Below are 21,377 nucleotides of genomic sequence, written 5' to 3'. Positions count from 1 at the left end.
ATTCGTCTGTCATCCGGGCGGTGGGGGAGGGGATGCGGAGAGGCGCCGCGGGCGACGGCCGTGGACTTCGAGTTGCCGGCCGGACACCCCCGTGACCTCATGGGAGGCATGGTCAGTGTGTCGACGGCCGGTGCGGACCGGGTGGCCCCCGATGCAGGCGGCGATGAGCGGCCCTCCGCCGCGGCCTGGCGGAATCTGGTGGTGTCCACCGTCGGGTTCACCCTCACCTTCTGGGCGTGGAACCTGATCGCGCCGCTGGCCGGCCAGTTCGACGACGACCTGCACATGACGTCCTTCGCCCAGTCCGTGCTGGTCGCCGTCCCCGTGCTGGTCGGCTCACTGGGCCGGGTGCCGGTCGGCGCGCTCACCGACCGCTACGGCGCCCGACTGATGTTCCCGCTGGTCAGCGCTCTGACGATCGTGCCGGTGCTGCTGCTCATCCCCACCCACACGTCCTATGTGTCGCTCGTGCTGGTGGGCTTCGTGCTCGGCCTCGGCGGCACCACCTTCGCCATCGGGGTTCCGCTGGTCAACTCCTGGTTCCCGCCGAAGCAGCGGGGCGCGGCCCTCGGCATCTTCGGCATGGGCATGGGCGGTGTCGCCCTGTCCGGGTACTTCACACCCCGGATGTACAAGCACAGCGAGAACCTGCCGTTCCTCGTGCTCGCCGTCGCGCTCGCCGTGTACGCCGTCCTCGCCTATGTCTTCATCGACGACCGGCCCGGACGGCCCGTCCCCAGCACCCCGCTCACCACCCGCCTCGGCCGGGCCGGCCGGCTCCGGGTGACCTGGGAGCTGTCCGCGCTGTACGCGATCGGATTCGGCGGCATCGTCGCCTTCGGCGTCTACCTGCCGACCTACCTGAAGACCTGGTACGGCCTCGACGCCACCGACGCGGGCACCCGGGCCGCCGGGTTCGCCCTGGTCGCCGTGGTGTTCCGGCCCATCGGCGGATGGCTGTCGGACCGCGTCCACCCGGCCGTGGTCACCTCGGCCGCCCTCGGCGCGGTGGCCCTCCTCGCCGTCGTCCAGGCCTTCGACCCGACGCTGGTGCCGACCGCCACCGTCTGCCTGCTGGTGATGGCCGCCGCCCTGGGCGCGACCAGCGGCGCCGTGTTCGCCCTCGTCGCCCGCGTCACCCCGCAACCCCAGGTCGGCAGCGTGACCGGCATCGTCGGCGCGGTCGGCGGCCTCGGCGGATTCGTGCCGCCGCTCGTCATGGGCGCCGTCTACAGCGCCAAGGACTCCTACTCCATCGGCTTCATGCTGCTGTCCGACCTGGCCCTGGCGGGGTGCGTGTACGCGTACGGGCGGATGCGGGACGCCGGGCGGGAGAAGGAGCAGGCCGGCTGACGGCACCGGCGGCGCCCGGTCAGCCGTCGTACCCCAGCTCCCTCAGGGCCTTGTCGATCCGCGCCCGGTGGTTCTCCTCCCAGGCGTCCAGCGACTCCGCGGCCTCCTTCGCGAGCTTCGCCCGCGCCGCCGCGAGGATCTCCTCCTGGCGGGCCGCCGGGGTGACGACGACGCCCTCCTCGTCGGCGACCACGATGTCACCCGGATGGGTCAGCACCCCGCCGACCCTGGCCGGCTCACCGAGCGCGCCGCCCTTGTCCTTGGTGCCGGGAATGGGGATGACACCGCGCGCGAAGACCGGGAAGCCGGCCTCGCGGACCTCGCCGAGGTCGCGGACGAGGCCGTCCAGCACGAAGCCGGCCACGCCCCGCCGCCGGGCCACGGCACACACGTTGCCGCCCGCCAGCGCGTAGTCGAGGTCGCCGGACTCCACGACGATCACCGAGCCGGGGTCGGCGCGATGAATCGCGGCGTGCAGCATCAGGTTGTCCCCGGGCAGACACCGCACGGTGTACGCGGGTCCGGCGATACGGGGTGCGTCCCACAGCGGGCGGATGCCGATGTCCATCACCTGCTCCCGGCCCAGCAGGTCGGCGAGGGTGGTCGGGGGAACGTCCTTGAATGCGGTGTCCATGGCGGTTGTCGTCCCGTCGTCGGTCCAGGTCGGTCAGGCCCGGCCCCATTGGACCGGGGCACCGCCCAGTTCCTCAAGATCGGCGGGGCAAAGACATCGCCTACAGCACTGTGCGCTGCACCCGCGGGAGACGGGCGGAGGGGAGGCGGGGAGGGGAGCGGGGTGGAGCGGGCGGAGCCGGGGACGAGCGAAAGGTGCCCCGGCCCCGTGACGGCCGGGTGTGCGAGGGCCGAACCACCGGGGACGAGTCGCCGGAGCAGAGCCGTCGTGACACAGCGTGATGTGCCAAACAATCCATACCCATCCGGTCGAGGAGGCCCGTCCCCGACACGACCACCGGGTGCAACGGTGAAGTCGTCGGCAACCTTGACGGTCCGAATGTTACCGGTAACATTTCTTGGCGTGCTGCGAGAGACCCGTGTAGTCGAAGCTCCGGTGTTCAGCCCGGCCGCCGTCGTCGCCTCCTGTGTCGGCTTCGTGCTGATCGGCGTGCTCCAGGCCCTTTACGGCCCGGCGATCCCCGCCCTCCGCGAGGAGTTCGGGCTGTCCCCGTCGGCCGCCGGGCTGGGGCTGAGCGCGCACTTCGTCGGCGGGGTGGGTGGGGTGCTGCTGTTCGACCGGTGGTTCGGGGTCGTCGGCAACCGGCGCATCCTCGGGGCCTCGTATCTGCTCATGGCCGTGGGCGCGGCGGGTTTCGCGCTCGCCCCGCAGTGGCCCCTCGCTCTCGCCGCCGCCCTGCTGGCCGGGCTCGGCTTCGGCGGTATCGACTACGGCCTCAACCAGCTGTTCGCCGTCGGCTTCGGCCACCGCTCCACCGCGATGCTGAACATCCTCAACGCCCACTTCGGCGTCGGCGCGATCCTCGGCCCGGCTGTCATCGGCGCGGCCGGCGCCGGGAACTACCCGACGGTGTTCCTCGTGTTCGCGCTGGCCAACCTGCCGTTGCTGCTGTGTCTGAAGGGCGTGCGGGACCGGGCCCCGCAGCCGTCCGAGGGCGCCTACGACGCCGGTGGCGTCCTCGGCCGCAGCCTCGCCTCCGTACTCGGCGTCTTCGTCGCCCTCTACGTCCTGCACGTCGGCATCGAGGCGGGCGTCGGCGGCTGGGAGCCCACGCATCTGGAGACCGTCGGCTACGGCGCCGGGACCGCCGCGACCGCCACCTCCGTCTACTGGCTGATGATGACGGTGGGCCGGTTCCTGGTCGCCCCGATCGCCCTCAGACACTCGCCCCAGGCCATCATCGCCGTCTCCTGCACCGGCATGACGATCTGTCTGATGCTCGCGTCCCTCAGCGACGTGGCGCCCTACGCCTATGCCGGCGTCGGCCTCTTCATCGCGCCGATCTTCCCCACCGGCCTGCCCTGGCTGCACCGGGCCGCCCCCCGTGCCCGACGCGCCGGAGCCCTGGTCATCGCCGCCTCGATGGCCGGCGGCGTGGTGGCCGGACCGGCGCTCGGCAAGGCCATCGAGTGGTCCGGCGTCGAGGCCGTACCGCTGCTCCTCGGGGGCGTCGCGGCGCTGTGCCTGGCCGCGACGCTCTGGCTCATCCGCAGTACCCGATCCGACTCGCACGGATTCGACTCGCACGGATTCGACTCGCACGGATTCGACTCGCACTGATCCCACTCGCACTGATTTCACGCGCACTGAAGGGGAGCCCCGCATGTCCGCGCTCACCACCACGTCCGACGGATTCCTGCTGCACGGCGAGCCGTTCCGCATCGTCTCCGGCGCCATGCACTACTTCCGCGTCCACCCCGACCAGTGGGCCGACCGGCTGCGCAAGGCCCGACTGATGGGCCTCAACACCGTCGAGACGTACGTCCCCTGGAACGCCCATCAGCCCGATCCCGACGGTGAGTTGGTCCTCGACGGCATCCTCGACCTGCCCCGCTATCTGGACCTCGCCCGCCAGGAGGGCCTCCATGTCCTGCTCCGGCCGGGCCCGTTCATCTGCGCCGAGTGGGACGGCGGCGGCCTGCCCGGCTGGCTCACCTCCGACCCGGACATCGCGCTGCGCAGCTCCGACCCCCGCTTCACCGCCGCCATCGACCGCTACCTCGACCTGCTGCTGCCCCCGCTGCTCCCGCACATGGCGGCACGCGGCGGCGCCGTCATCGCCGTCCAGGTGGAGAACGAGTACGGCGCCTACGGCAACGACACCGCCTACCTCAAGCACCTCGAACAGGGCTTCCGGAGCAGGGGCGTCGAGGAACTCCTCTTCACCTGCGACCAGGTCGACCAGGAACACCTCACCGCCGGCAGCCTGCCCGGCGTCCTCACCACCGGCACCTTCGGCGGCAAGGTCGACGCCGCCCTCGCCGAGCTGCGCACCCACCGGCCCGAAGGCCCGCTGATGTGCGCGGAGTTCTGGGTGGGCTGGTTCGACCACTGGGGCGGCCCGCACCACACCCGCAGTGCCGCCGACGCCGCCGCCGACCTCGACCGGCTGCTGTCCGCGGGCGCCTCCGTCAACATCTACATGTTCCACGGCGGCACCAACTTCGGCTTCCACAACGGCGCCAACCACCACCACACCTACGAGCCCACCGTCACCTCCTACGACTACGACGCCCCGCTCACCGAGTCCGGCGACCCCGGACCCAAGTACCACGCCTTCCGCGAGGTCATCGCCCGCCACGTCCCCGTCCCGGACGAGCCGGTCCCGGCGCCCGCCCCCAAACTCGCCCCCCTCACCGTCGAGTTGGACCACCGTGCCCCGCTGCTCCCGCACGCCGCCACCCTCGCCGCACCCCTGCGCACCGAGAACCCGGCGATGATGGACGAACTCGGCCTGGCCTCCGGCTACGCCCTCTACCGGGCCGTCCTCCCGACGGCGGGCCAGGGTCTGCTGCATTTCGCGGGCGGCGTCGGCGACCGCGCCCAGGTGTTCCTCGACGGCGCCCCCGTCGGCGTCCTCGAACGCGAACGCCACGACGAGACCCTGCCCGTCCATGTGCCCCGCGCCGGTGCCACGCTGGACGTACTCGTCGAGAACATGGGCGGCGTCAACTACGGCCCCCGCATCGGCACCCCCAAGGGCCTGCTCGGCCCCGTCACCTTCAACGGCACCGGCGTGCACGGCTGGGACTGCCACCCGCTGGCCCTCGACGACCTCACCGCCGTGCCGTTCGCCCCCTCCGTCGCGGCCACCGCCTTCGAACCGGCCTTCCACCGGGGCGCCTTCGAGGTCACCGAACCCGCGGACACCTTCCTCGCGCTGCCCGGCTGGACCAAGGGCCAGGCCTGGATCAACGGCTTCCACCTCGGCCGCTACTGGAACCGCGGCCCCCAGCACACCCTGTACGTCCCCGGCCCGGTCCTGCGCGTCGGCGGCAACGAGCTGATCCTGCTCGAACTGCACGCCACCACCGACACCCGCGCCCGGCTGACCGACACCCCGGACCTCGGACCGGTGAACCCCTGATGGTCCACCACCACCTACACGTCCCCGAGGCGTCCGCACCCCCGCTCACCGGCCATCTGCCCTTCGCCGACGCGCCCGGCGTGCCCGACCCGATCGAGGTCACCAGCCGCTGCCTCACCCGCGGCGGCCGCCCCTGGTTCCCGGTGTCCGGCGAGTTCCACTACTCCCGTTACCCGGCCGCCGAGTGGGAGGAGGAACTGCTGAAGATGAAGGCGGGCGGAGTGACGGCCGTCGCGAGCTACGTCATCTGGATCCACCACGAGGAGGTAGAGGGCCGCATCCGCTTCGACGGCGACCGCGACCTGCGCCGCTTCGCCGGGCTCTGCGCTCGCCACGGCCTGGACTTCATCCCGCGGATCGGCCCCTGGGTGCACGCCGAGGTCCGCAACGGCGGACTGCCCGACTGGGTCCTGGCCCGCGACTGCGTGCCACGCACCGACGACCCGGCCTACCTGGACGCGGTGCGACCCTGGTACGCGGCGATCGCAGAACAGCTCGACGGCCTCGACCGCGCCCACGGTGGCCCGATCATCGCGATCCAGATCGAGAACGAGCTCTACGACCGGCCCGGCCACCTCCTCACCCTCAAGCGCATGGCCCAGGAGGCCGGGCTCAACGCCCCGCTGTGGACGTCCACCGCCTGGGGCGGAGTCCGGCTCCCGCCCGACGAACTGATGCCCCTCTACGGCGGCTACCCCGAGACCTTCTGGACCGAGGCCGACGGCGGCTGGCCCGACACCTGCCGCAAGCACTTCTTCTTCACCCACCACCGCGACGACGAGGGCATCGGCGCGGACCTGCGCCCGCTGACCGCCGTCCGGGGCAGCGCCCCGGACGCCCTCGCCGACCGATTCCCCTGGGCCACCTGTGAGTTGGGCGGCGGCATGGCGGTCTCCTACCACCGGCGCCCGCGCGTGGCCGCCGCCGACATCGCGGCGCTCGGGCTCACCAAGATCGGGTGCGGGTCGGTGTGGCAGGGGTACTACATGTTCCACGGCGGCACGAACCCGGTGGGGGAGCGGACGACCCTCCAGGAATCGCACGCCACGGGGTATCCGAACGACCTGCCCGTGCTGACGTACGACTTCCAGGCACCGCTCGGCGAGTACGGGCAGTACCGGGCGGCCTACGACGAACTCCGCCTCCAGCACCTGATGTTGGCCGACTTCGGCCATCTGATCGCGCCGATGGAGTCCGTGCTGCCGGCGGAGCGGCCGTGGGGGCAGGACGACCGGGAGACGTTGCGGTGGGCGGTGCGCGGGGACGGTACGGCGGGGTTCCTGTTCGTCAACAACCACCAGCCGCACGAGCCGTTGCCGGATCACCCGGGGACGTCGTTCAGCGTCGGCTTCTCGGGCGGGGAGTTGAGCTTCCCGTCGGTGCCGGTGACGGTGCCGTCGGGCGCCTCGTTCTGCTGGCCGTTGCGGCTGGACGTGGGTGGGGTGCGGGTGGAGTGGGCTACCGCTCAGCCGGTGTGCACGGTGCGGGACGGGGAGCGGGTGGTGCTGGTTCTGGCCGCGGTCGAGGGCATCGATCCTGAACTCGCCCTGAGCGGTGCGGCTTCCGTCGCCGCCCCGTCAGGGGAGGTGTCCCACGTGGACGGGTGGGTGCTGGTCACGGGGCTGCGGGCCGGGACCGATGCGCTCGTCGAGGTGGAGTGCGAGGGAGGCGAGCGGGTGGGGCTGCTCGTGCTGGACGCGGCTACGGCTCGTACCGCCTATCGGGGTGTGCTGTGGGGAGCCGAGCGGTTGGTGCTGGCGGACGGCGGGGTCGTCTTCGACCGGGAAGAGATGCGGGTGCACAGTGCCGTCGAGCGGCCGTCGTACGCCGTGTTGCGGGACGGGGTGTTCATGCGGTTCGAGCTGGGAGAGGGGCGGGCGGTCGGGGAGGCCGCCGTCCGTCTTGTCCGGGCCGCCGGTGTTGCGCCCGAGCCGGTGACGGGTGTCATGGGTCGGGCGAGTGTGCCTGAGGACAAGTGGTTCGAAACGGTGGCTGCTGAGTACGTCGTATCGCTGCCGGATGACTTGCCTGGCGGGACCTTGTTGCGGATTCACTGGGCCGGGGATGTGGGGCGGGCGTATGTGGGGGGCGTCCTTGTTGCCGATCAGTTCTTTTCGGGGCGGGTGTGGGACATCGGGCTGGATCGGGTGCCGGTGGGGGAGCTGCGGGTGCGGATTCTGCCGGGAGTTGAAGGGGATGTGTATGTGGCGGAGGGGAGTCGGAGTTCGGCTGTCATCGAGCGGGTGGAGCTTGTGACTATTCGCCGTTGGCGTGTGCGGTGAGTTGTTGGGTGCGGGTTCGTTGTGGCTGGTCGCGCAGTTCCCCGCGCCCCTTTGGCGGCGTTGCGCAGCCGTATGCTGAAGGGGCCCAGGCACCCTCCAGAGGAAGTACGTCGATGAGCCCTCCCCCCGCGGACTCTCCCGCCCCCAAGGGCCGTAGTCGTCGTAACTTCGCGGGGGCCCGGCCCGTCATGGATGACGTGGCGCGGATGGCGGGGGTGTCCAAGCAGACCGTTTCCCGGGTGCTCAATGATCATCCTGCCGTGCGGGAGGAAACCCGGCAGGCGGTGCGGGACGCCATGCGGGTGCTCGGGTACCGGCCCAGCGCCAGTGCCCGGTCGCTCGCCAGTGGGCGGACCCGGATGGTCGGGGTGATCTCCTTCGACGCGGCCCGCTACGGGCCCGCCAGCATCCTCACCGCCATCAACACCGCCGCACAGAAGGCCGGTTACCTGCTCAGCTCCATCGCGCTCGACGACACGGCCGACCACGCCACCGTCGCCGAGGCGGTGCAGCGGCTGTCCACCGAGGGCGCGGACGGGGTGATCGCCCTCGCCCCGCAGCACCGGGTGGGGCAGGCGCTGGCCGAAACCCGGCTCGGTACCCCGCTGGTGGTCATGGAGAACGAGGTCAGGGGCGGCACCCCGCTCGCCACCGCCGACTCCCGGGGCGGCGCCCACCAGGCCACCGAGCATCTGCTGAAGCTCGGGCACGCCACCGTGTGGCACATCGCGGGGCCGGCCGGCTGGACCTCCGCCGACCAGCGGGTGGCCAGCTGGCAGGACACGCTGAAGGCGGCCGGTGCCGAGATCCATCCGCCGCTCGTCGGCGACTGGAGCGCAGAGTCCGGTTACGCACTGGGCCGGGAACTGGCCCGCCGTACGGACGTCACCGCCGTGTTCGCCTCCAACGACCAGATGGCCCTCGGGCTGCTCCACGCCCTCCACGAGGCGGGCCGCCGCATCCCCGACGACATCAGCGTCGTCGGGTACGACGACATCCCCGAGGCCGCCCACTTCCTGCCCCCGCTGACCACCGTGCGGACCGACTTCGCGGAGATCGGCACCCGGCTGCTGCGACTGCTGCTGGACCGGATCGACGGGCGCGCCGAGGCCGCCGAGACGGGGGGCGGGCCGATGATTCCCGTCGAGCTGGTCGTGCGCCGCAGTTCCGGAGCGCCGGATCAGACGCCTTCGCGCAGATAGAGGTCGCGCAGCAGGCCGATCTCGCCGCCGTGATGGGTGACCTCCTTGAAAGCGTGCAGCGCGAGCTTCAGATAGGTCTCGTCGGCCCAGCCACCGGGGCCGATGCCGATCGGCTCCAGCAGGCGCTTGTCGCCGAGGGCCGCGATCCGGGAGATGAAGTGCTCCCAGTCCTCGGCGAGCGCCGCGACGCCTTCTTCCGCGGTGCCCGGCCACGCGTCGCGGTCGCCGTACTCGGGGGCGTCCTCGAAGAAGTAGGTCACATAGCCGCGCAGGCAGAGGCTGCCGATGTGCCAGATGCGCCAGGCGATCGTCGTGACGGGGTCCGGCTCCTCCGGGCCCGATTGCGGGATGAGCTCGGCGACGCGGAAGACGCCGTCGTCGCCGGGGCGGATGCTGACGCAGTCGGGCACCGGCTCCCAGAGGTACTCCGCGTCGGTCAGGCCCTTCATCCGCTCGAACAGCCGGAACCGCACGTTCTCGAAGGCCGCGAGCAGGTCCCGTGTGACGGGGTCGGTCACGGTCGTGTCAGGCATGTCCCCTCCAGCGCTCGGTCGCCGCGGGCAGCACGGGGCTGTCACCGCAGGTGGAGGATCAAGGTATCGGCAGCCCTTCGGGGCGTGGACCGCGGGTGATCTCAAGATCGCCCCGGGCCGTCGTCCACCGGAGCTGTCGCCGGCCCGAGCGGAAGCGTCACCGTGAAGACGGTCCTGCCCGGTTCACTGGCCACCTCCACCGTGCCGCCGTGCGCCCGCACCAGGGAGCGGGCCACGGCGAGACCGAGGCCGCTGCCGCCGCGGTCCCGGCTGCGGGCCTTGTCGACGCGGTAGAAGCGGTCGAAGACCCGCTCCCGGTCGGCGGGCGGAATGCCCGGGCCCGAGTCCATGACCTCGACCCGCGCCCGCCCGGAGCCGGCCGACACCGTCACGCACACCGGCGTCCCGGCCGGGGTGTGCACCGCCGCGTTGGTGAGGAGGTTGTCCAGCACCTGACGGATGCGGTGCGGGTCGACCCGCACCGCCACCGACGCCGGGCCGTCCGCCGGCGTCAGCGGCCGGTCCGGGTGCGCCGCGCGGAACGCGTCCGCCGCCTCCTGGACCAGCGTCACCAGATCCGTGTCCGCCGGCCGCAGCGGAGTCTCCACCTCCGCCGCGTCCAGGCGGGCGAGCAGCAGCAGGTCGTCGAGGAGCACGCCCATGCGGGCCGCCTCGGCCCGGAGCCGGGCCAGGTGCTTGTCCCGTTCCCCGGGGGCGTTGGCGGCGGCGTACTGGAAGAGGTCCGCGTAGCCCCGTACCGACATCAGCGGCGTCCGCAGCTCGTGGGAGGCGTCCGCGACGAACCGGCGCAGCCGCTGCTCGGCCTCCGAACGCACCGCGAGGGAGCGGTCGATGTGCTCCAGCATCGAGTTGAACGCGGTCCGCAGCTCCTCGACCTCCGGGCCGCCGCCCTTGCGGTCGGCGCGCAGCGGCAGCCGGGCCGCCGACTCGGTCAGGTCGTGCGAGGCGATGCCGTGTGCGGTGGACGCCATGTCGCTCAGCGGTTTCAGCCCGCGCCGCAGCACCTTCCGGCCGAACAGCACCAGCGCCAGCAGGGCCAGGCCGAACGCGACGACCTGGACCGTGATCAGCTGCCCGACGGTGTCGTCGATGTCGTCCATGGGCGCCGCGCTGACCAGGATCACGCCCGGCTCGACCTCGCAGGCACGCAGCCGGTACTCACCGGCGCCCGCCAGATGCTCGGTGCGCGTGATGTCCGTGTCGGCGGCGGTCTTGGCCTCGGCGACCGCCGTGAACTCGGCGACGTCCTTCGGCAGGTCGGTGGGGTCCTCCGGCGTGCGCAGCACCGGGGTGCCGTTCCGCACGTCGTACACCGCGTAGTACCAGCGCCAGTACTTCTTGTCCGCCAGGCCGCCGGACTCCGCGATGCTCTTGGACTGGGCGACCTGCGCGATCGACAGCTGATCGTTGAGCTGGGCCGAGAGGTAGTCGCGCATGTACGTCGTCAGCGCCGTGCCCACGACGCCGAACACCACCAGGGCCAGCGCGCCGAGCCCCAGCGCGAGCCGGGTGCCGAGCCGCATCCGCCGGTACGCCGAGCGCAGCCGCCCGATCACTCCGCGGCCTGCCGGATGACGTACCCGAAGCCCCGTACGGTCTGGATCAGCGGATCGTCACCAGTCTCGTCGAGCTTGCGGCGCAGCCGGCTGACGACCAGCTCGACGACGTTCGAGCGGCCCCCGAAGCCGTACTCCCACACATGGTCGAGGATCTGCGCCTTGGTCAGCACGGTCGGCGACTTGCGCATGAGGTAGCGCAGCACCTCGTACTCGGTCGGGGTGAGCGTGAGCAGTTTGCCGCCGCGCCGCACCTCGCGGGTGTCCTCGTCCATCGTGAGGTCGGCGACCCGGAGCACCGAGCGCTGGAAGCCGGGGCCCGCGGCCCGCCGCAGGACCGTCCGCAGCCGGGCCATCAGCTCCTCGACCGCGAACGGCTTGACCAGGTAGTCGTCGCCGCCCCGGGTCAGCCCCGCCACCCGGTCGGCGACGGCGTCCCGGGCGGTGAGGAACACCACCGGCACCATCGTCCCCGAGCGCCGCAGCCGGTCCAGGACCCCGAAGCCGTCGAGGTCGGGCAGCATCAGGTCGAGCACCACGATGTCCGGGTGGAACTCGGCGGCACGGCTCAGCGCCTCCTCACCGGAGTTCGCGGTGACCGCCTCCCAGCCCTCGTAGCGGGCGACCGTCGCCACGAGGTCGGCGATCGGCGGGTCGTCGTCCACGACGAGGAGTCGTACTTTTTCCACCCGTTCATAGTGCGGCACGCGGCCCCGCAGACCAGAGCCGTATCCTCCCCTGGACCACATCGATAAGACCTTGAAAGTTGTACGACAGCTTTTCGACAGGTCGCCCGGGCGAAGCTCGAGTCCCAGGCCCCGATCAAGGAGCTCCGTTCCGTGACGACGACCGTCAAACCGCCCAGCGCGCCCCCCACGGCGATACGGCCCAAGGTGGTGGCCCGCACGGGCCTGTACGCCGTACTCGCCGCGAACGTGGTCGCCGTGGCCGTCTTCTTCGCCCAGGCCGGCTTCGCCTCCAACGCGCTCGTCGTACTGGGCCGCCTCTTCGGCCTCTACGGCGCCCTCCTCATGGCCTTCCAGCTGCTGCTGGTGGCCCGGCTGCCCTGGCTCGACCGCCGCATCGGCATGGACCGGCTGACCTCCTGGCACCGCTGGACCGGCTTCGGCATCCTCTGGACGCTCCTCGCGCACGCCGTCTTCATCGCCTTCGGCTACGCCGAGGGCACCGACGTCGGCCCCATCGGCACGGTCGTCGACCTCGCCGAGACCACCGAGGGCGTGCTCCGCGCGATCGTCGCGCTGGGGATCATCATCGTCGTCGGCGCCGTCTCGGGCCGCTGGGCCCGGCGCCGGCTGGCCTACGAGACCTGGCACTTCATCCACTTCTACACGTACGTCGCCGTGGTGCTCGCCATCACCCACCAGATCGCGGCCGGTACGACGTTCACCTCGTCGTCCGTCGCCAGGACGTACTGGTACGGAGTCTGGACCGTCGCCCTCGGCGCGGTGGTGCTGGGCCGCGCGGTGCTGCCGCTGTGGCGGAACCTGCGCCACCAGTTCCGCGTCGAGGCGGTCGTCCCCGAGTCCGACAACGTCGTCTCGATCTACATCACCGGCCGCGACCTGGACAAGCTGCCCGCCCGCGCCGGCCAGTTCTTCCTGTGGCGGTTCCTCACCAAGGACCGCTGGTGGCAGGCGAACCCGTTCTCCCTGTCGGCGGCCCCCGACGGCCGCACGCTGCGCCTGACCGCGAAGGCCGCCGGCGCCGGCAGCGCCGCCCTGCGGCACGTCAAGCCCGGCACCCGCGTCTTCGCCGAGGGCCCCTACGGTGCCTTCACCGCGCTGCACCGAACCCGCACGGAGTCGGTCCTGATCGCCGGCGGCGTCGGCGTCACCCCCATCCGCGCCCTCCTCGAGGAGCTCCACGGCCACGCGGTCGTCATCTACCGCGTCGCCACCGACCGCGACGCCGTCCTCTACGACGAGCTGCGCGAGCTGGCGGCCGCCAAGGGCGCCGTCCTGCACCTGGTGACCGGCCCGGTCCAGCCCGACAAGCTGGCCCCCGCCGAGCTGCTGCGCATGGTGCCGGACATCGCCGACCGGGACGTCTTCCTGTGCGGGCCGCCGCCGATGATGAACGCGGTGCTGGCCAGCCTGCGCGAGCTGGACGTGCCCAGGGCGCAGACCCACTTCGAGCGCTTCAGCCTGGCGGGATGAGGAAGAGATCGTGAAGCGAGCCATACCTGTAGTCGTCCTCAGCATCGCGGGCCTGGTCCCGGTCTGGCGCTACGAGCCGTCGATCGGCGGCGGTACGTCGACGGCGCAGGCGACCCCGGCCCCGTCCGCGTCTTCCTCTGGAGGCACCTCCTCGGGCACGGTCGTCAAGGGGACGACCGTGAACACCGAGAAGGGCCCGGTGGAGGTCCAGGTGACCTTCCAGGGCGAGAAGATCACCGCGGTCAAGATGCTCCAGCAGCCGAACCATCCGCAGACGACGGCGGCGGTGCCGAAGCTGATCGCGGCGACGCTGCAGGCGCAGAGCGCGGACATCGACACGGTGTCGGGCGCGACGATCACGAGTGAGGCGTACAAGGAGTCGTTGCAGGCGGCGATCGACGAGAACGCGAAGTCGGCCTCGGCGTCCCCCTCCCCGTCGGGGTCTCCCTCCCCGTCGGCCGCCGCCTCCCGGACGGTCGACGGCTCGGCGCTGAACACCGAGAAGGGCCCCGTCCAGGTCCAGGTGACCTTCGAGGGCGACAAGATCACCGCCGTGAAGATGCTCCAGCAGCCGAACCATCCGCAGACGACGGCGGCGGTGCCGAAGCTGATCGCGGCGACGCTTCAGGCGCAGAGCGCGGACATCGACACGGTGTCCGGTGCGACGATCACGAGCGAGGCCTACAAGGAGTCGCTCCAGGCCGCGATCGACGCGAAGGGCTGATCATGCACAGGGTCGAACACGTCATGGGCTTCCCGGTGTCGTTGCGCGTGGACGACGAGGGCGACTTCGAGCCGGCCGGGGACAGGGTCTTCGCCTGGCTGCGCGAGGTCGACGCCCGCTTCAGCCCGTTCAAGCCGGACAGCGAGGTGTCCCGGCTGGGCCGCGGGGAGCTGGCGGAGTCGGAGGTCAGCACCGACCTGCGACTGGTGCTCGACCTGTGCGAGCACTACCGGGCCGCGACGGGCGGCGCGTTCGACGTCCGCCTGCCGGGCCGGGGTCTCGACCCGTGCGCGGTGGTGAAGGGCTGGTCGGTGCAGCGCGCGGCCGACCTCCTGAAGGCGGCGGGCGCACACCGCTTCGTGCTGAACGCCGGCGGCGACGTGGCCGCCGCCGGCGGCCCCTGGCGGGTGGGCGTACGCCACCCCGAACAGGCCGACAAACTCTGCACGGTCCTCGACCTCACGGACGGCGCCGTCGCCACCTCCGCCCGCTACGAACGCGGCGACCACATCATCGACGGCCGCACGGGACGTCCGGCGACCGGGCTGCTGAGCCTGACGGTCGTCGCCGAGTCGCTGACGGAAGCGGACTCGGTGGCCACGGCCGCCTTCGCGATGGGCCCGGAGGGCGTCGAGTGGGCGGCCTCGCTGCCGGGCATCGAGGTGTTCGCGGTGGACGCGGAACGCCGGGTGCTGCGGACGCCGGGGTTCCCGGTGGCCCGGGAGGGCTCGGCGGCCGCCTGAGAGCGGGGCCGGGGCGACGTCTTCGCAGGTCCGAAACACAACGGGTCTACACTCACCGGAAACGGCCGGTCCCACCGGGGCCGAAAGCGGGCAACTCATGCCAGACCCGAAGGGTATTCGGCGTTTTGATACGGATAGATTCAGTCACCAAGCGGTACCCGGACGGCACGGTGGCGGTCGACCGGCTCTCGTTGGAGATACCCGACGGCTCCATCACGGTCCTCGTCGGACCCTCGGGCTGTGGCAAGACCACCACCCTGCGCATGATCAACCGGATGATCGAGCCCACCGAGGGCACCATCCTCATCGACGGCAAGGACAGCCGGCAGCAGCCGGTCAACACCCTGCGCCGGTCCATGGGTTACGTCATCCAGAACGCCGGCCTCTTCCAGCACCGCACCATCGTCGACAACATCGCGACCGTGCCCCGGCTGCTCGGCTGGAAGAAGGACAAGGCCCGCGAGCGCGCCCGCGAGCTCATGGAGCGGGTCGGCCTCGACGCCTCGCTCGCCAAGCGGTACCCGTACCAGCTCTCCGGCGGCCAGCAGCAGCGCGTCGGCGTCGCCCGGGCGCTCGCCGCCGACCCGCCCGTCCTCCTCATGGACGAGCCGTTCTCCGCCGTCGACCCCGTCGTGCGCAAGGGGTTGCAGGACGAACTGCTGCGCATCCAGGCCGAGTTGGGCAAGACCATCGTCTTCGTCACGCACGACATCGACGAGGCCGTCAAGCTCGGCACGATGGTCGCCGTACTGCGCACCGGCGGCAAGCTCGCCCAGTTCGCGCCGCCCGCCGAGCTGCTGTCGCACCCGGCGGACGAGTTCGTGGAGGACTTCCTCGGCGCCGACCGGGGCGTGCGGCGGCTCTCCTTCTTCCCGTCCACGGGACTGGAACTGACCATGGCGCCCGTCGTCAAGGCGGGCGGCGGCGCCGAACGGCCCGTCACCGACGCCGAGTTCCTCCTGGTGACGGACGCCGACGGCAGGCCGCTCGGCTGGACCAAGCCGGAGGACCTCGCCGCCGACGGCCGACTGCTGCCCTACGGGCGCCCGTTCGTCGTCGGCACCGACTCGCTGCGAGCCGCGCTGGACTGCGCGGTGCTCTCGCCCACCGGGTGGGCCGTGGCCGTGGACGCCGCCGGCAAGGTGACCGGCGTGGTGTCCCAGCAGACGATCGCCCAGGCGATCCGGGGCGCCCACGACGAGGGCCGTACGGACGCGGACGCGAAGGTCACCGGATGAACTGGGACCGCCTCTTCGACATCCCCAGCGACCTCCAGCACAGCTGGCTCGGCCTGGTCGGCCTGCATCTGCGTGAGGCCCTGCTCCCGGTCCTCGCCGGGCTGCTGGTCTCGCTCCCGCTGGCCCAACTCTGCGTCCGCTTCCGCTGGTTGTACCCGCCGGTGCTCTGGGTGACGACCATCCTCTACGCGATCCCCTCGCTGGCCTTCTTCGTCCTCCTCATCGACTACACCGGCCAGACCGAGCTCACGGTGATGATCCCGCTCACCGTCTACAGCCTCGTCGTGCTGGTCCCGGCGATCGTCGACGGCGTCCGCTCGGTCCCGCAGGAGACCCTCGCCGCCGCGACCGCCATGGGCTTCGGACCCGTACGCCGTTACGTCCAGGTCCAGTTGCCGATCGCGGTGCCCGCCATCATCGCGGGCCTGCGGGTCGCCACCGTGTCCAGCATCAGCCTGGTCAGCATCGGCAGCATCATCGGCAACCAGGGCGCCCTCGGCAATCTCATCAACGACGCCAACATCTACAACCGGCCCGAGCTCGCCGTGAACGCCGTGCTCAGCATGGCGCTGCTGGCCCTCCTCGCCGACGGCACCCTGGTCGCCGTACGGCTGGTGCTGACGCCGTGGATGCCGCGCCGGGTGACGCGTGCGCGGACGAGTGCGAAGGAAGTCTGATGAACCTGTTCCACTTCATCGACGCGTTCTTCAGCGACAACGCGCACTGGCACGGCTACGACGGCATCCCCACCCGGCTCGCCGAACACCTCGGCTACACCCTGGAGGCGCTGGGCCTGGCCGTCCTGATCGGCCTGCCGGTCGGCCTGGTCACCGGCCACTACGGCCGCGGCGGCAACGCCCTCTCCCTCATCGCCACCGCCTGGCGGGCGCTGCCCACCTTCGGTCTGCTGGTGCTGCTGACCCTGCTGTACGGGTTCGGCCTGGTGAACGTCATGGTGCCGCTGGTCGTCCTCGCCGTGCCGCCCATCCTGGTCACCACGTACGAGGCGATGCGCTCCGTCGATCCCTCGCCGGTGGACGCGGCGCGGGGCATGGGCATGAGCGAGGCCGGGGTGCTGTTCCAGGTCGAACTCCCGGCCGCGCTCCCGCTGGTGCTCAGCGGCATCCGCTCGGGCGCCATCCAGATCGTGTCCACGGCCACCATCGCCGCGTACGTCGGCCTCGGCGGCCTCGGCCGGTTCATCATCGACGGGCTCTACCAGCGCGACTACGAGAAGGTCGTGGGCGGCGCCACCCTGGTCGCCGGGATGGCGCTGGCGACGCTCGGGGTGTTCTGGGCGGTGGGGAGGGTCGCGGTGTCGCCGGGGGTGCGGCGCAGCGGCTGAGGACCCGGACGAACGTGGTCCCGAACGTGGATGCCCGGTTCCTGCGAACCGGGCATCCACGTTCGGGTGATCCGCTGCGGGTTCAGGACTCCGTGCGGGCCAGGGCCAGTTCGAGTACGACGAGCAGCGCGTCCCGCACCGAGCCGGTCTCGCGTGCGTCGAAGACGACGACGGGGACGTGGTCGGCCACGTCGAGCGCCCAGCGGACCTCGTCCAGGGTGTGCTCGACCTTCCCGTCGAAGGCGTTGGCGGCGACCGCGAACGGGATCCGCTTGTGCTCGAAGTAGTCGACGGCGGCGTAGCAGTCGTCCAGCCGCCGGGTGTCGACGATGACCAGCCCGCCCACCGCGCCCTCGACGATGTCGTCCCACATGAACCCGAACCGCTCCTGCCCGGGCGTGCCGAACAGATACAGCTTCAGGGTCGGGTCGATGGTGATGCAGCCGAAGTCCATCGCCACCGTGGTCGTGGTCTTCTGCGGGGTGAGCGAGAGGTCGTCCACACCCGCCGCGACCTCGGTGATGGCCGCCTCGGTGGTCAGCGGCTCGATCTCGGAGATCGAGCCGACGGCGGTGGTCTTGCCCACGCCGAAGCCGCCCGCGATCACCATCTTGACCGGCAGCGGCGGTCGTACGGCGGCCGGTTCAGCCGTTGTCGCCGTTGTCACGGAGTTCCTTCCCGGAGTCGGGGATGGCGCGCAGGCCATCGATCAGTCTGCGCAGGACGGAAGCGTCGTGCGTGGCTTCGGAGTCGGGCACGTGCACCGTCAGCCGCCCCTCTTCGCGCAGGTCCTCGGCGAGGACCCGGACCACGTTCAGATGCAGCCGCAGCCGGGCCGCGAGCTCCGCGATGGACTGCGGGCGCCGGCAGGCGGCGACGATGTCGTGCTGTTCGAAGGAGAGCCCGTCGAGCGCGCCGAGACCCTCGACGGTGGCCACCACCTGGGTCTCGACGGGCATCGCCCGCCCGGTCGGACCGGCCGCCACCCGGCCGGCGGTGACCAGGAACGGCCGTACGGCGGGGGCGGGGCCGACCGGGTCGCCGCCCGGGGGTGGGGAGCCGTCCGCCATGGAATGTGTCCGTCCCGGTCTACAGGGCCGAAGGTGAGCCGACGCTGTTCTTCAGCGCGAGCACCAGCTGGGGACTGAGCGCGGTGCCGGCCCGGTTGGCGAACACCGTCATCTCGTAGGCGATGTTGCCGAGCTTGGCCTCCTTGTCGGTGACCACGCCGAGGACGGCGCCGCTGCCGATCGCGGAGACCAGGACGTGGCCGCCCTCCAGGTCGATGATGACCTTGTTGAGGCCGCCGAGACCGTAGTTGCCGGAGGCGCCCGCCGCCAGGCTGGTGATGCCGGAGACGATCGCGGCGAGGCGTTCGGAGTCGGCGTGCTCGCGGAGCTCGGAGACCGCGATGAGCAGTCCGTCGGAGGAGACGGCGATGGCGTCGACGACGCCCGCGGTCTCGGTCGCGAAACGATTCAACAGCCAGGTGAAGTCGGCTGCGGCGGCCTTGAGTTCGGCCGAGATCGGCTCACTCACTGCTCCGCTCCTTCCGGGAGGTGGTTCTGGTCTTGCGGGGTGGGGGGTGCCGCGGGCACCACGACGTTGTGCGTGCCCGTGTCACGGTGAGCGCGTTCCACGGCGGCTTCGAACTCGTCCAGGGCGGAGCGGACGGCCTCCGCGTCGGCGGGGCGGACCTCCTGCCGGACGACCGGTTCGGCGACCGCGCCGGCGGTGGTGTGCAGGGTGGCGCCGCGGACGCGGCGGCGCAGCGGACGGGAGGCGCCCGGGGAGTCGGTGGCGGGCGGCTCGCCGCTGCGGGCCGCGGGGATGAGAGGGGTCTCGGGGGTCTCGTCGGAGGCCTCGCGGCGGGGGATCCGGCGGGGCAGCGGGCCCGTGGGGTCGTCGGAGGCGGGGCGCGGGCCGGAGTCGCTCTGCTCGGCCGCCGGGGTCGTCGCGGCCGGCACCTGCACGGCCGCCGCCTGCAGCAGCAGCGAGGACGGCAGGGTCACCTCGGCCGTGACGCCGCCGCCCGCGGTGCGGGTGAGGGCGACGGAGATCTCCCAGCGCCGGGCCAGCGTGCCGACCACGAACAGGCCGAGCACCTTGGTGGGGACGAGGTCGAGGCGTTCGCGGCGCACCAGGCGGGCGTTCTCCTCGGCGAGCCGCTCGGCGCTCATGCCCAGGCCGTGGTCGGCGACCACGATCGCCGCGCCCTCGGCCGTGTTCTGCACGGTCACCTCGACCGGGCTGCCCTCGGGGGAGAACGACACGGCGTTCTCGACGAGTTCGGCCACCATCAGGGTCAGGTCGCCGATGACGTCCGGCTCGACCATGACCTCGCTGCGGGCCTGGAGCTGGACCCGGCGGAAGCCCTCGATCTGCCCCAGCGCGGCCCGTACGACGTTGGTGAGCGCGGTCGGGCCGGAGCCGACGCCGATCTCGCGGATGCCGGCGAGCAGCATCAGGCTGTCGGCGTTGCGGCGCAGGCGGACGGCGATGTGGTCGATGCTGTAGAGGCGTTCGAGGATCTCGGGGTCGGTCTCGCCGCGCTCCACGGCGTCGATCAGCGCCAGCTGCCGTGAGGTGAGGTTGCTGACCCGGCGGCCGACGTTGCCGAACATCTCGGCGACGTTGCGGCGGCTGAGGACCTGACGCTGGAGCAGGGCGACCGCGGTGCTCTGCACGTGGTTGAAGGCCTCCGCGAGGTCGCCGATCTCGTCGCGCGCGGTCACCGGCACCTTGCCGAGCCGCGGCGGGGCGTCGTCCTCGGCGTCGTCGTCGGCGACCCGGGCCAGCTCGCGCTGGGCGACGTCGGCGACCTCCCGGGCGGCGCCGGTGAGCGCCTGCACCGGGCGGACCACGGAGCGCCGTACCGCCACCGAGAGCGCGAACCAGAGGAGGAAGCCCAGCAGGGCGAGGCCCAGCAGCAGGACGGCGTTGTGCAGGGCATCGGCGGAGGCTTGGTCGGCGCGGTCGGCGATCTCGTCGATGAGCGAGGTGGTGATGCCGAGCCGGACACTGGCCTGCTTGCGGTACGACGGGTAGGAGTCGAAGGCGGTGCGGAAGGCCTCGCGGATCTCGGCGGGGGAGCCGGCCTGCAGGGAGCTGGGGTCGATCTGGAGTTCGGCGTACTGCTCGTTGATGACGGCCTGGGCGCTGTTGTGCTCGATCCCGGCGAGCCGCTCGGCCTGCGCGTCGGTGGCGAACCGGGCGAAGCGGTCGGCCTGGTGGGTGTACTCGTCGGAGGAGCCGATCGCGCCGATGAACTCGATGAGCGCGTTGGAGTCGCCGGTCGTGGCGGAGAAGACGCCGGTCTCGAAGGCGCTGTGGGCGGCGTCGGCGCGCAGCAGCGAGTCGAGGAGGTTGCCGGTGAAGGTGGCCGCGAGGGCGGCGTTGCGGTCCAGGCCGAGGCCGTCGATGAGGGCCTTGGCGGCGCTGGTGTACGCGGGGTCGATGTTGTCGGCGGGGAGGTAGGCCTGCTCGACGGTGTTGCGCAGGCTCTCCAGGCCCTCGATCTCCTTGAGGGCCTGGGCCTCCTCGGCGGGGAGCCGGCCGCCGAAGGTCTTGCGGACCTTCTGGACCTGCCGGTCCACGGCGACCTGCGCGTCGCGGTAGGCGGCCTGCGAGGGGGTGCCGCCGTCGTTGGTGGCCTCGTGGCGCACGGACAGCAGGATCGCCTGCTGGTGCTCGGCCTCCAGCCGGTCCACCAGCGTCGCGACCTCGCTGCTGTCCCGGACCAGCCGGGCCGCGTCCGAGGCGTCCGAGGACCGGCCGACCTGGTCGGTGATGAGGTAGGCGAGCAGCACCGCGACCACGGTCAGCGGCACGCCGACCAGCAGGTTGAGCTTGCGCCTGAAGGTCCAGCGGTCGGTGAAACCCCGTATGGACAACAGGCCTCCTTCGTGACCGATTCTGATCGCTCGCCAACAAACCGGAGACTACCGCCTCAGAGGGATGTGGATCATGTTCGCCCGTGTCAAGAATCCATTACGGGCCGGGCGTGCCGCCTTGCGGGCCGCGTAACTTGTTGTTCACAACAGGCGACGCATCGACGCCAATTGGTGACCGGACTTCTCTTGACTGACCAAGAACTGGCTGGATTGGATCAGTGCACGTGTTTTCTCTCATCAGCCCAC

19 protein-coding genes are annotated in these 21,377 nt (G+C 71.6%); 11 read left to right on the top strand and 8 right to left on the bottom strand.

Annotated elements, in window-relative coordinates; genetic code table 11:
• Positions 1-108: 108 nt before the first annotated feature.
• A complete protein-coding gene (locus ACFUO4_RS09310) occupies positions 109-1,353 on the top strand; it encodes a nitrate/nitrite transporter (protein ID WP_383481646.1) in 1,245 nt (414 codons plus the stop codon).
• 19 nt (positions 1,354-1,372) lie between these two features.
• Here ACFUO4_RS09310 and ACFUO4_RS09305 read toward each other — a convergent pair whose 3' ends face one another.
• Positions 1,373-1,987: an RraA family protein gene (locus ACFUO4_RS09305; RefSeq protein ID WP_383481643.1), complete on the bottom strand. Its 615-nt coding sequence runs from the start codon at positions 1,985-1,987 to the stop codon at positions 1,373-1,375.
• 402 nt (positions 1,988-2,389) lie between these two features.
• On the opposite strand from ACFUO4_RS09305, the gene ACFUO4_RS09300 reads away from it, so the two are divergent.
• The 4 genes from ACFUO4_RS09300 (at position 2,390) to ACFUO4_RS09285 (ending at position 8,898) form a co-directional block, all read left to right on the top strand.
• Positions 2,390-3,607: an MFS transporter gene (locus ACFUO4_RS09300; RefSeq protein WP_383481640.1), complete on the top strand. Its 1,218-nt coding sequence runs from the start codon at positions 2,390-2,392 to the stop codon at positions 3,605-3,607.
• 43 nt (positions 3,608-3,650) lie between these two features.
• The gene (locus tag ACFUO4_RS09295) at positions 3,651-5,414 is read left to right on the top strand and encodes a beta-galactosidase family protein (RefSeq protein ID WP_383481637.1); all 1,764 of its coding nucleotides are present in this window, start codon (positions 3,651-3,653) and stop codon (positions 5,412-5,414) included.
• The gene (locus ACFUO4_RS09290) at positions 5,414-7,696 is read left to right on the top strand and encodes a beta-galactosidase (protein ID WP_383481633.1); all 2,283 of its coding nucleotides are present in this window, start codon (positions 5,414-5,416) and stop codon (positions 7,694-7,696) included. The genes ACFUO4_RS09295 and ACFUO4_RS09290 overlap by 1 nt, the downstream gene beginning before the upstream one ends.
• 113 nt (positions 7,697-7,809) lie before the next feature.
• Positions 7,810-8,898 carry a LacI family DNA-binding transcriptional regulator gene (locus tag ACFUO4_RS09285; protein ID WP_383481631.1) on the top strand — a complete coding sequence of 363 codons (1,089 nt, stop codon included), beginning with the start codon at positions 7,810-7,812 and terminating at the stop codon, positions 8,896-8,898.
• Here the strand turns inward: ACFUO4_RS09285 and ACFUO4_RS09280 are convergent.
• The 3 genes from ACFUO4_RS09280 to ACFUO4_RS09270 all read right to left on the bottom strand — a co-directional run bounded on the left by ACFUO4_RS09280 (position 8,877) and on the right by ACFUO4_RS09270 (position 11,673).
• Positions 8,877-9,431: a DinB family protein gene (locus ACFUO4_RS09280; protein WP_079311490.1), complete on the bottom strand. Its 555-nt coding sequence runs from the start codon at positions 9,429-9,431 to the stop codon at positions 8,877-8,879. The two genes, ACFUO4_RS09285 and ACFUO4_RS09280, sit on opposite strands and share 22 nt — an antisense overlap.
• Before the next feature lie 101 nt (positions 9,432-9,532).
• Positions 9,533-11,008, bottom strand: a complete 1,476-nt coding sequence (locus ACFUO4_RS09275; RefSeq protein ID WP_383481628.1) for a sensor histidine kinase — start codon at positions 11,006-11,008, stop codon at positions 9,533-9,535.
• Entirely contained in the window at positions 11,005-11,673 is a 669-nt protein-coding gene (locus tag ACFUO4_RS09270; RefSeq protein WP_329344016.1) for a response regulator transcription factor, read from the bottom strand. The genes ACFUO4_RS09275 and ACFUO4_RS09270 overlap by 4 nt, the downstream gene beginning before the upstream one ends.
• Positions 11,674-11,847: 174 nt before the next feature.
• Between ACFUO4_RS09270 and ACFUO4_RS09265 the strand changes: the two genes are divergently transcribed.
• From ACFUO4_RS09265 to ACFUO4_RS09240, 6 genes are all read left to right on the top strand, one after another.
• Positions 11,848-13,188, top strand: coding sequence for a ferric reductase-like transmembrane domain-containing protein (locus tag ACFUO4_RS09265; RefSeq protein WP_383481625.1), 1,341 nt, complete (start codon positions 11,848-11,850; stop codon positions 13,186-13,188).
• A gap of 10 nt (positions 13,189-13,198) precedes the next feature.
• Positions 13,199-13,912 (top strand): FMN-binding protein, encoded by a 714-nt coding sequence (locus ACFUO4_RS09260; RefSeq protein ID WP_383481622.1) that lies wholly within the window; start codon positions 13,199-13,201, stop codon positions 13,910-13,912.
• Positions 13,913-13,914: 2 nt separating this feature from the next.
• Positions 13,915-14,655, top strand: coding sequence for an FAD:protein FMN transferase (locus ACFUO4_RS09255; RefSeq protein WP_383481619.1), 741 nt, complete (start codon positions 13,915-13,917; stop codon positions 14,653-14,655).
• Positions 14,656-14,780: 125 nt separating this feature from the next.
• A complete protein-coding gene (locus ACFUO4_RS09250) occupies positions 14,781-15,893 on the top strand; it encodes an ABC transporter ATP-binding protein (RefSeq protein WP_383481616.1) in 1,113 nt (370 codons plus the stop codon).
• Positions 15,890-16,570, top strand: a complete 681-nt coding sequence (locus ACFUO4_RS09245) for an ABC transporter permease (RefSeq protein ID WP_079311487.1) — start codon at positions 15,890-15,892, stop codon at positions 16,568-16,570. The genes ACFUO4_RS09250 and ACFUO4_RS09245 overlap by 4 nt, the downstream gene beginning before the upstream one ends.
• Positions 16,570-17,238 (top strand): ABC transporter permease, encoded by a 669-nt coding sequence (locus ACFUO4_RS09240; RefSeq protein WP_383481612.1) that lies wholly within the window; start codon positions 16,570-16,572, stop codon positions 17,236-17,238. Before ACFUO4_RS09245 ends, ACFUO4_RS09240 begins: the two co-directional genes overlap by 1 nt.
• A gap of 82 nt (positions 17,239-17,320) precedes the next feature.
• On the opposite strand, the gene ACFUO4_RS09235 is transcribed toward ACFUO4_RS09240, so the two are convergent.
• From ACFUO4_RS09235 to ACFUO4_RS09220, 4 genes are read right to left on the bottom strand one after another with little or no spacing between them, the layout of a single operon-like run.
• Positions 17,321-17,944 carry an ATP/GTP-binding protein gene (locus ACFUO4_RS09235; RefSeq protein WP_079311486.1) on the bottom strand — a complete coding sequence of 208 codons (624 nt, stop codon included), beginning with the start codon at positions 17,942-17,944 and terminating at the stop codon, positions 17,321-17,323.
• Complete coding sequence (locus ACFUO4_RS09230; protein ID WP_079311485.1) at positions 17,883-18,308, bottom strand: DUF742 domain-containing protein; 426 nt, start codon at positions 18,306-18,308, stop codon at positions 17,883-17,885. The genes ACFUO4_RS09235 and ACFUO4_RS09230 overlap by 62 nt, the downstream gene beginning before the upstream one ends.
• Positions 18,309-18,327: 19 nt before the next feature.
• Positions 18,328-18,777 (bottom strand): roadblock/LC7 domain-containing protein, encoded by a 450-nt coding sequence (locus ACFUO4_RS09225; protein ID WP_079311484.1) that lies wholly within the window; start codon positions 18,775-18,777, stop codon positions 18,328-18,330.
• A complete protein-coding gene (locus ACFUO4_RS09220; protein ID WP_383481607.1) occupies positions 18,774-21,131 on the bottom strand; it encodes an ATP-binding protein in 2,358 nt (785 codons plus the stop codon). The genes ACFUO4_RS09225 and ACFUO4_RS09220 overlap by 4 nt, the downstream gene beginning before the upstream one ends.
• Positions 21,132-21,377 lie beyond the last annotated feature (246 nt).

Origin of the sequence: Streptomyces sp. NPDC057280 (assembly GCF_042668605.1) — a bacterium.
Classification (GTDB): domain Bacteria; phylum Actinomycetota; class Actinomycetes; order Streptomycetales; family Streptomycetaceae; genus Streptomyces.
This window is presented reverse-complemented; position numbering and strand designations above follow the sequence as displayed.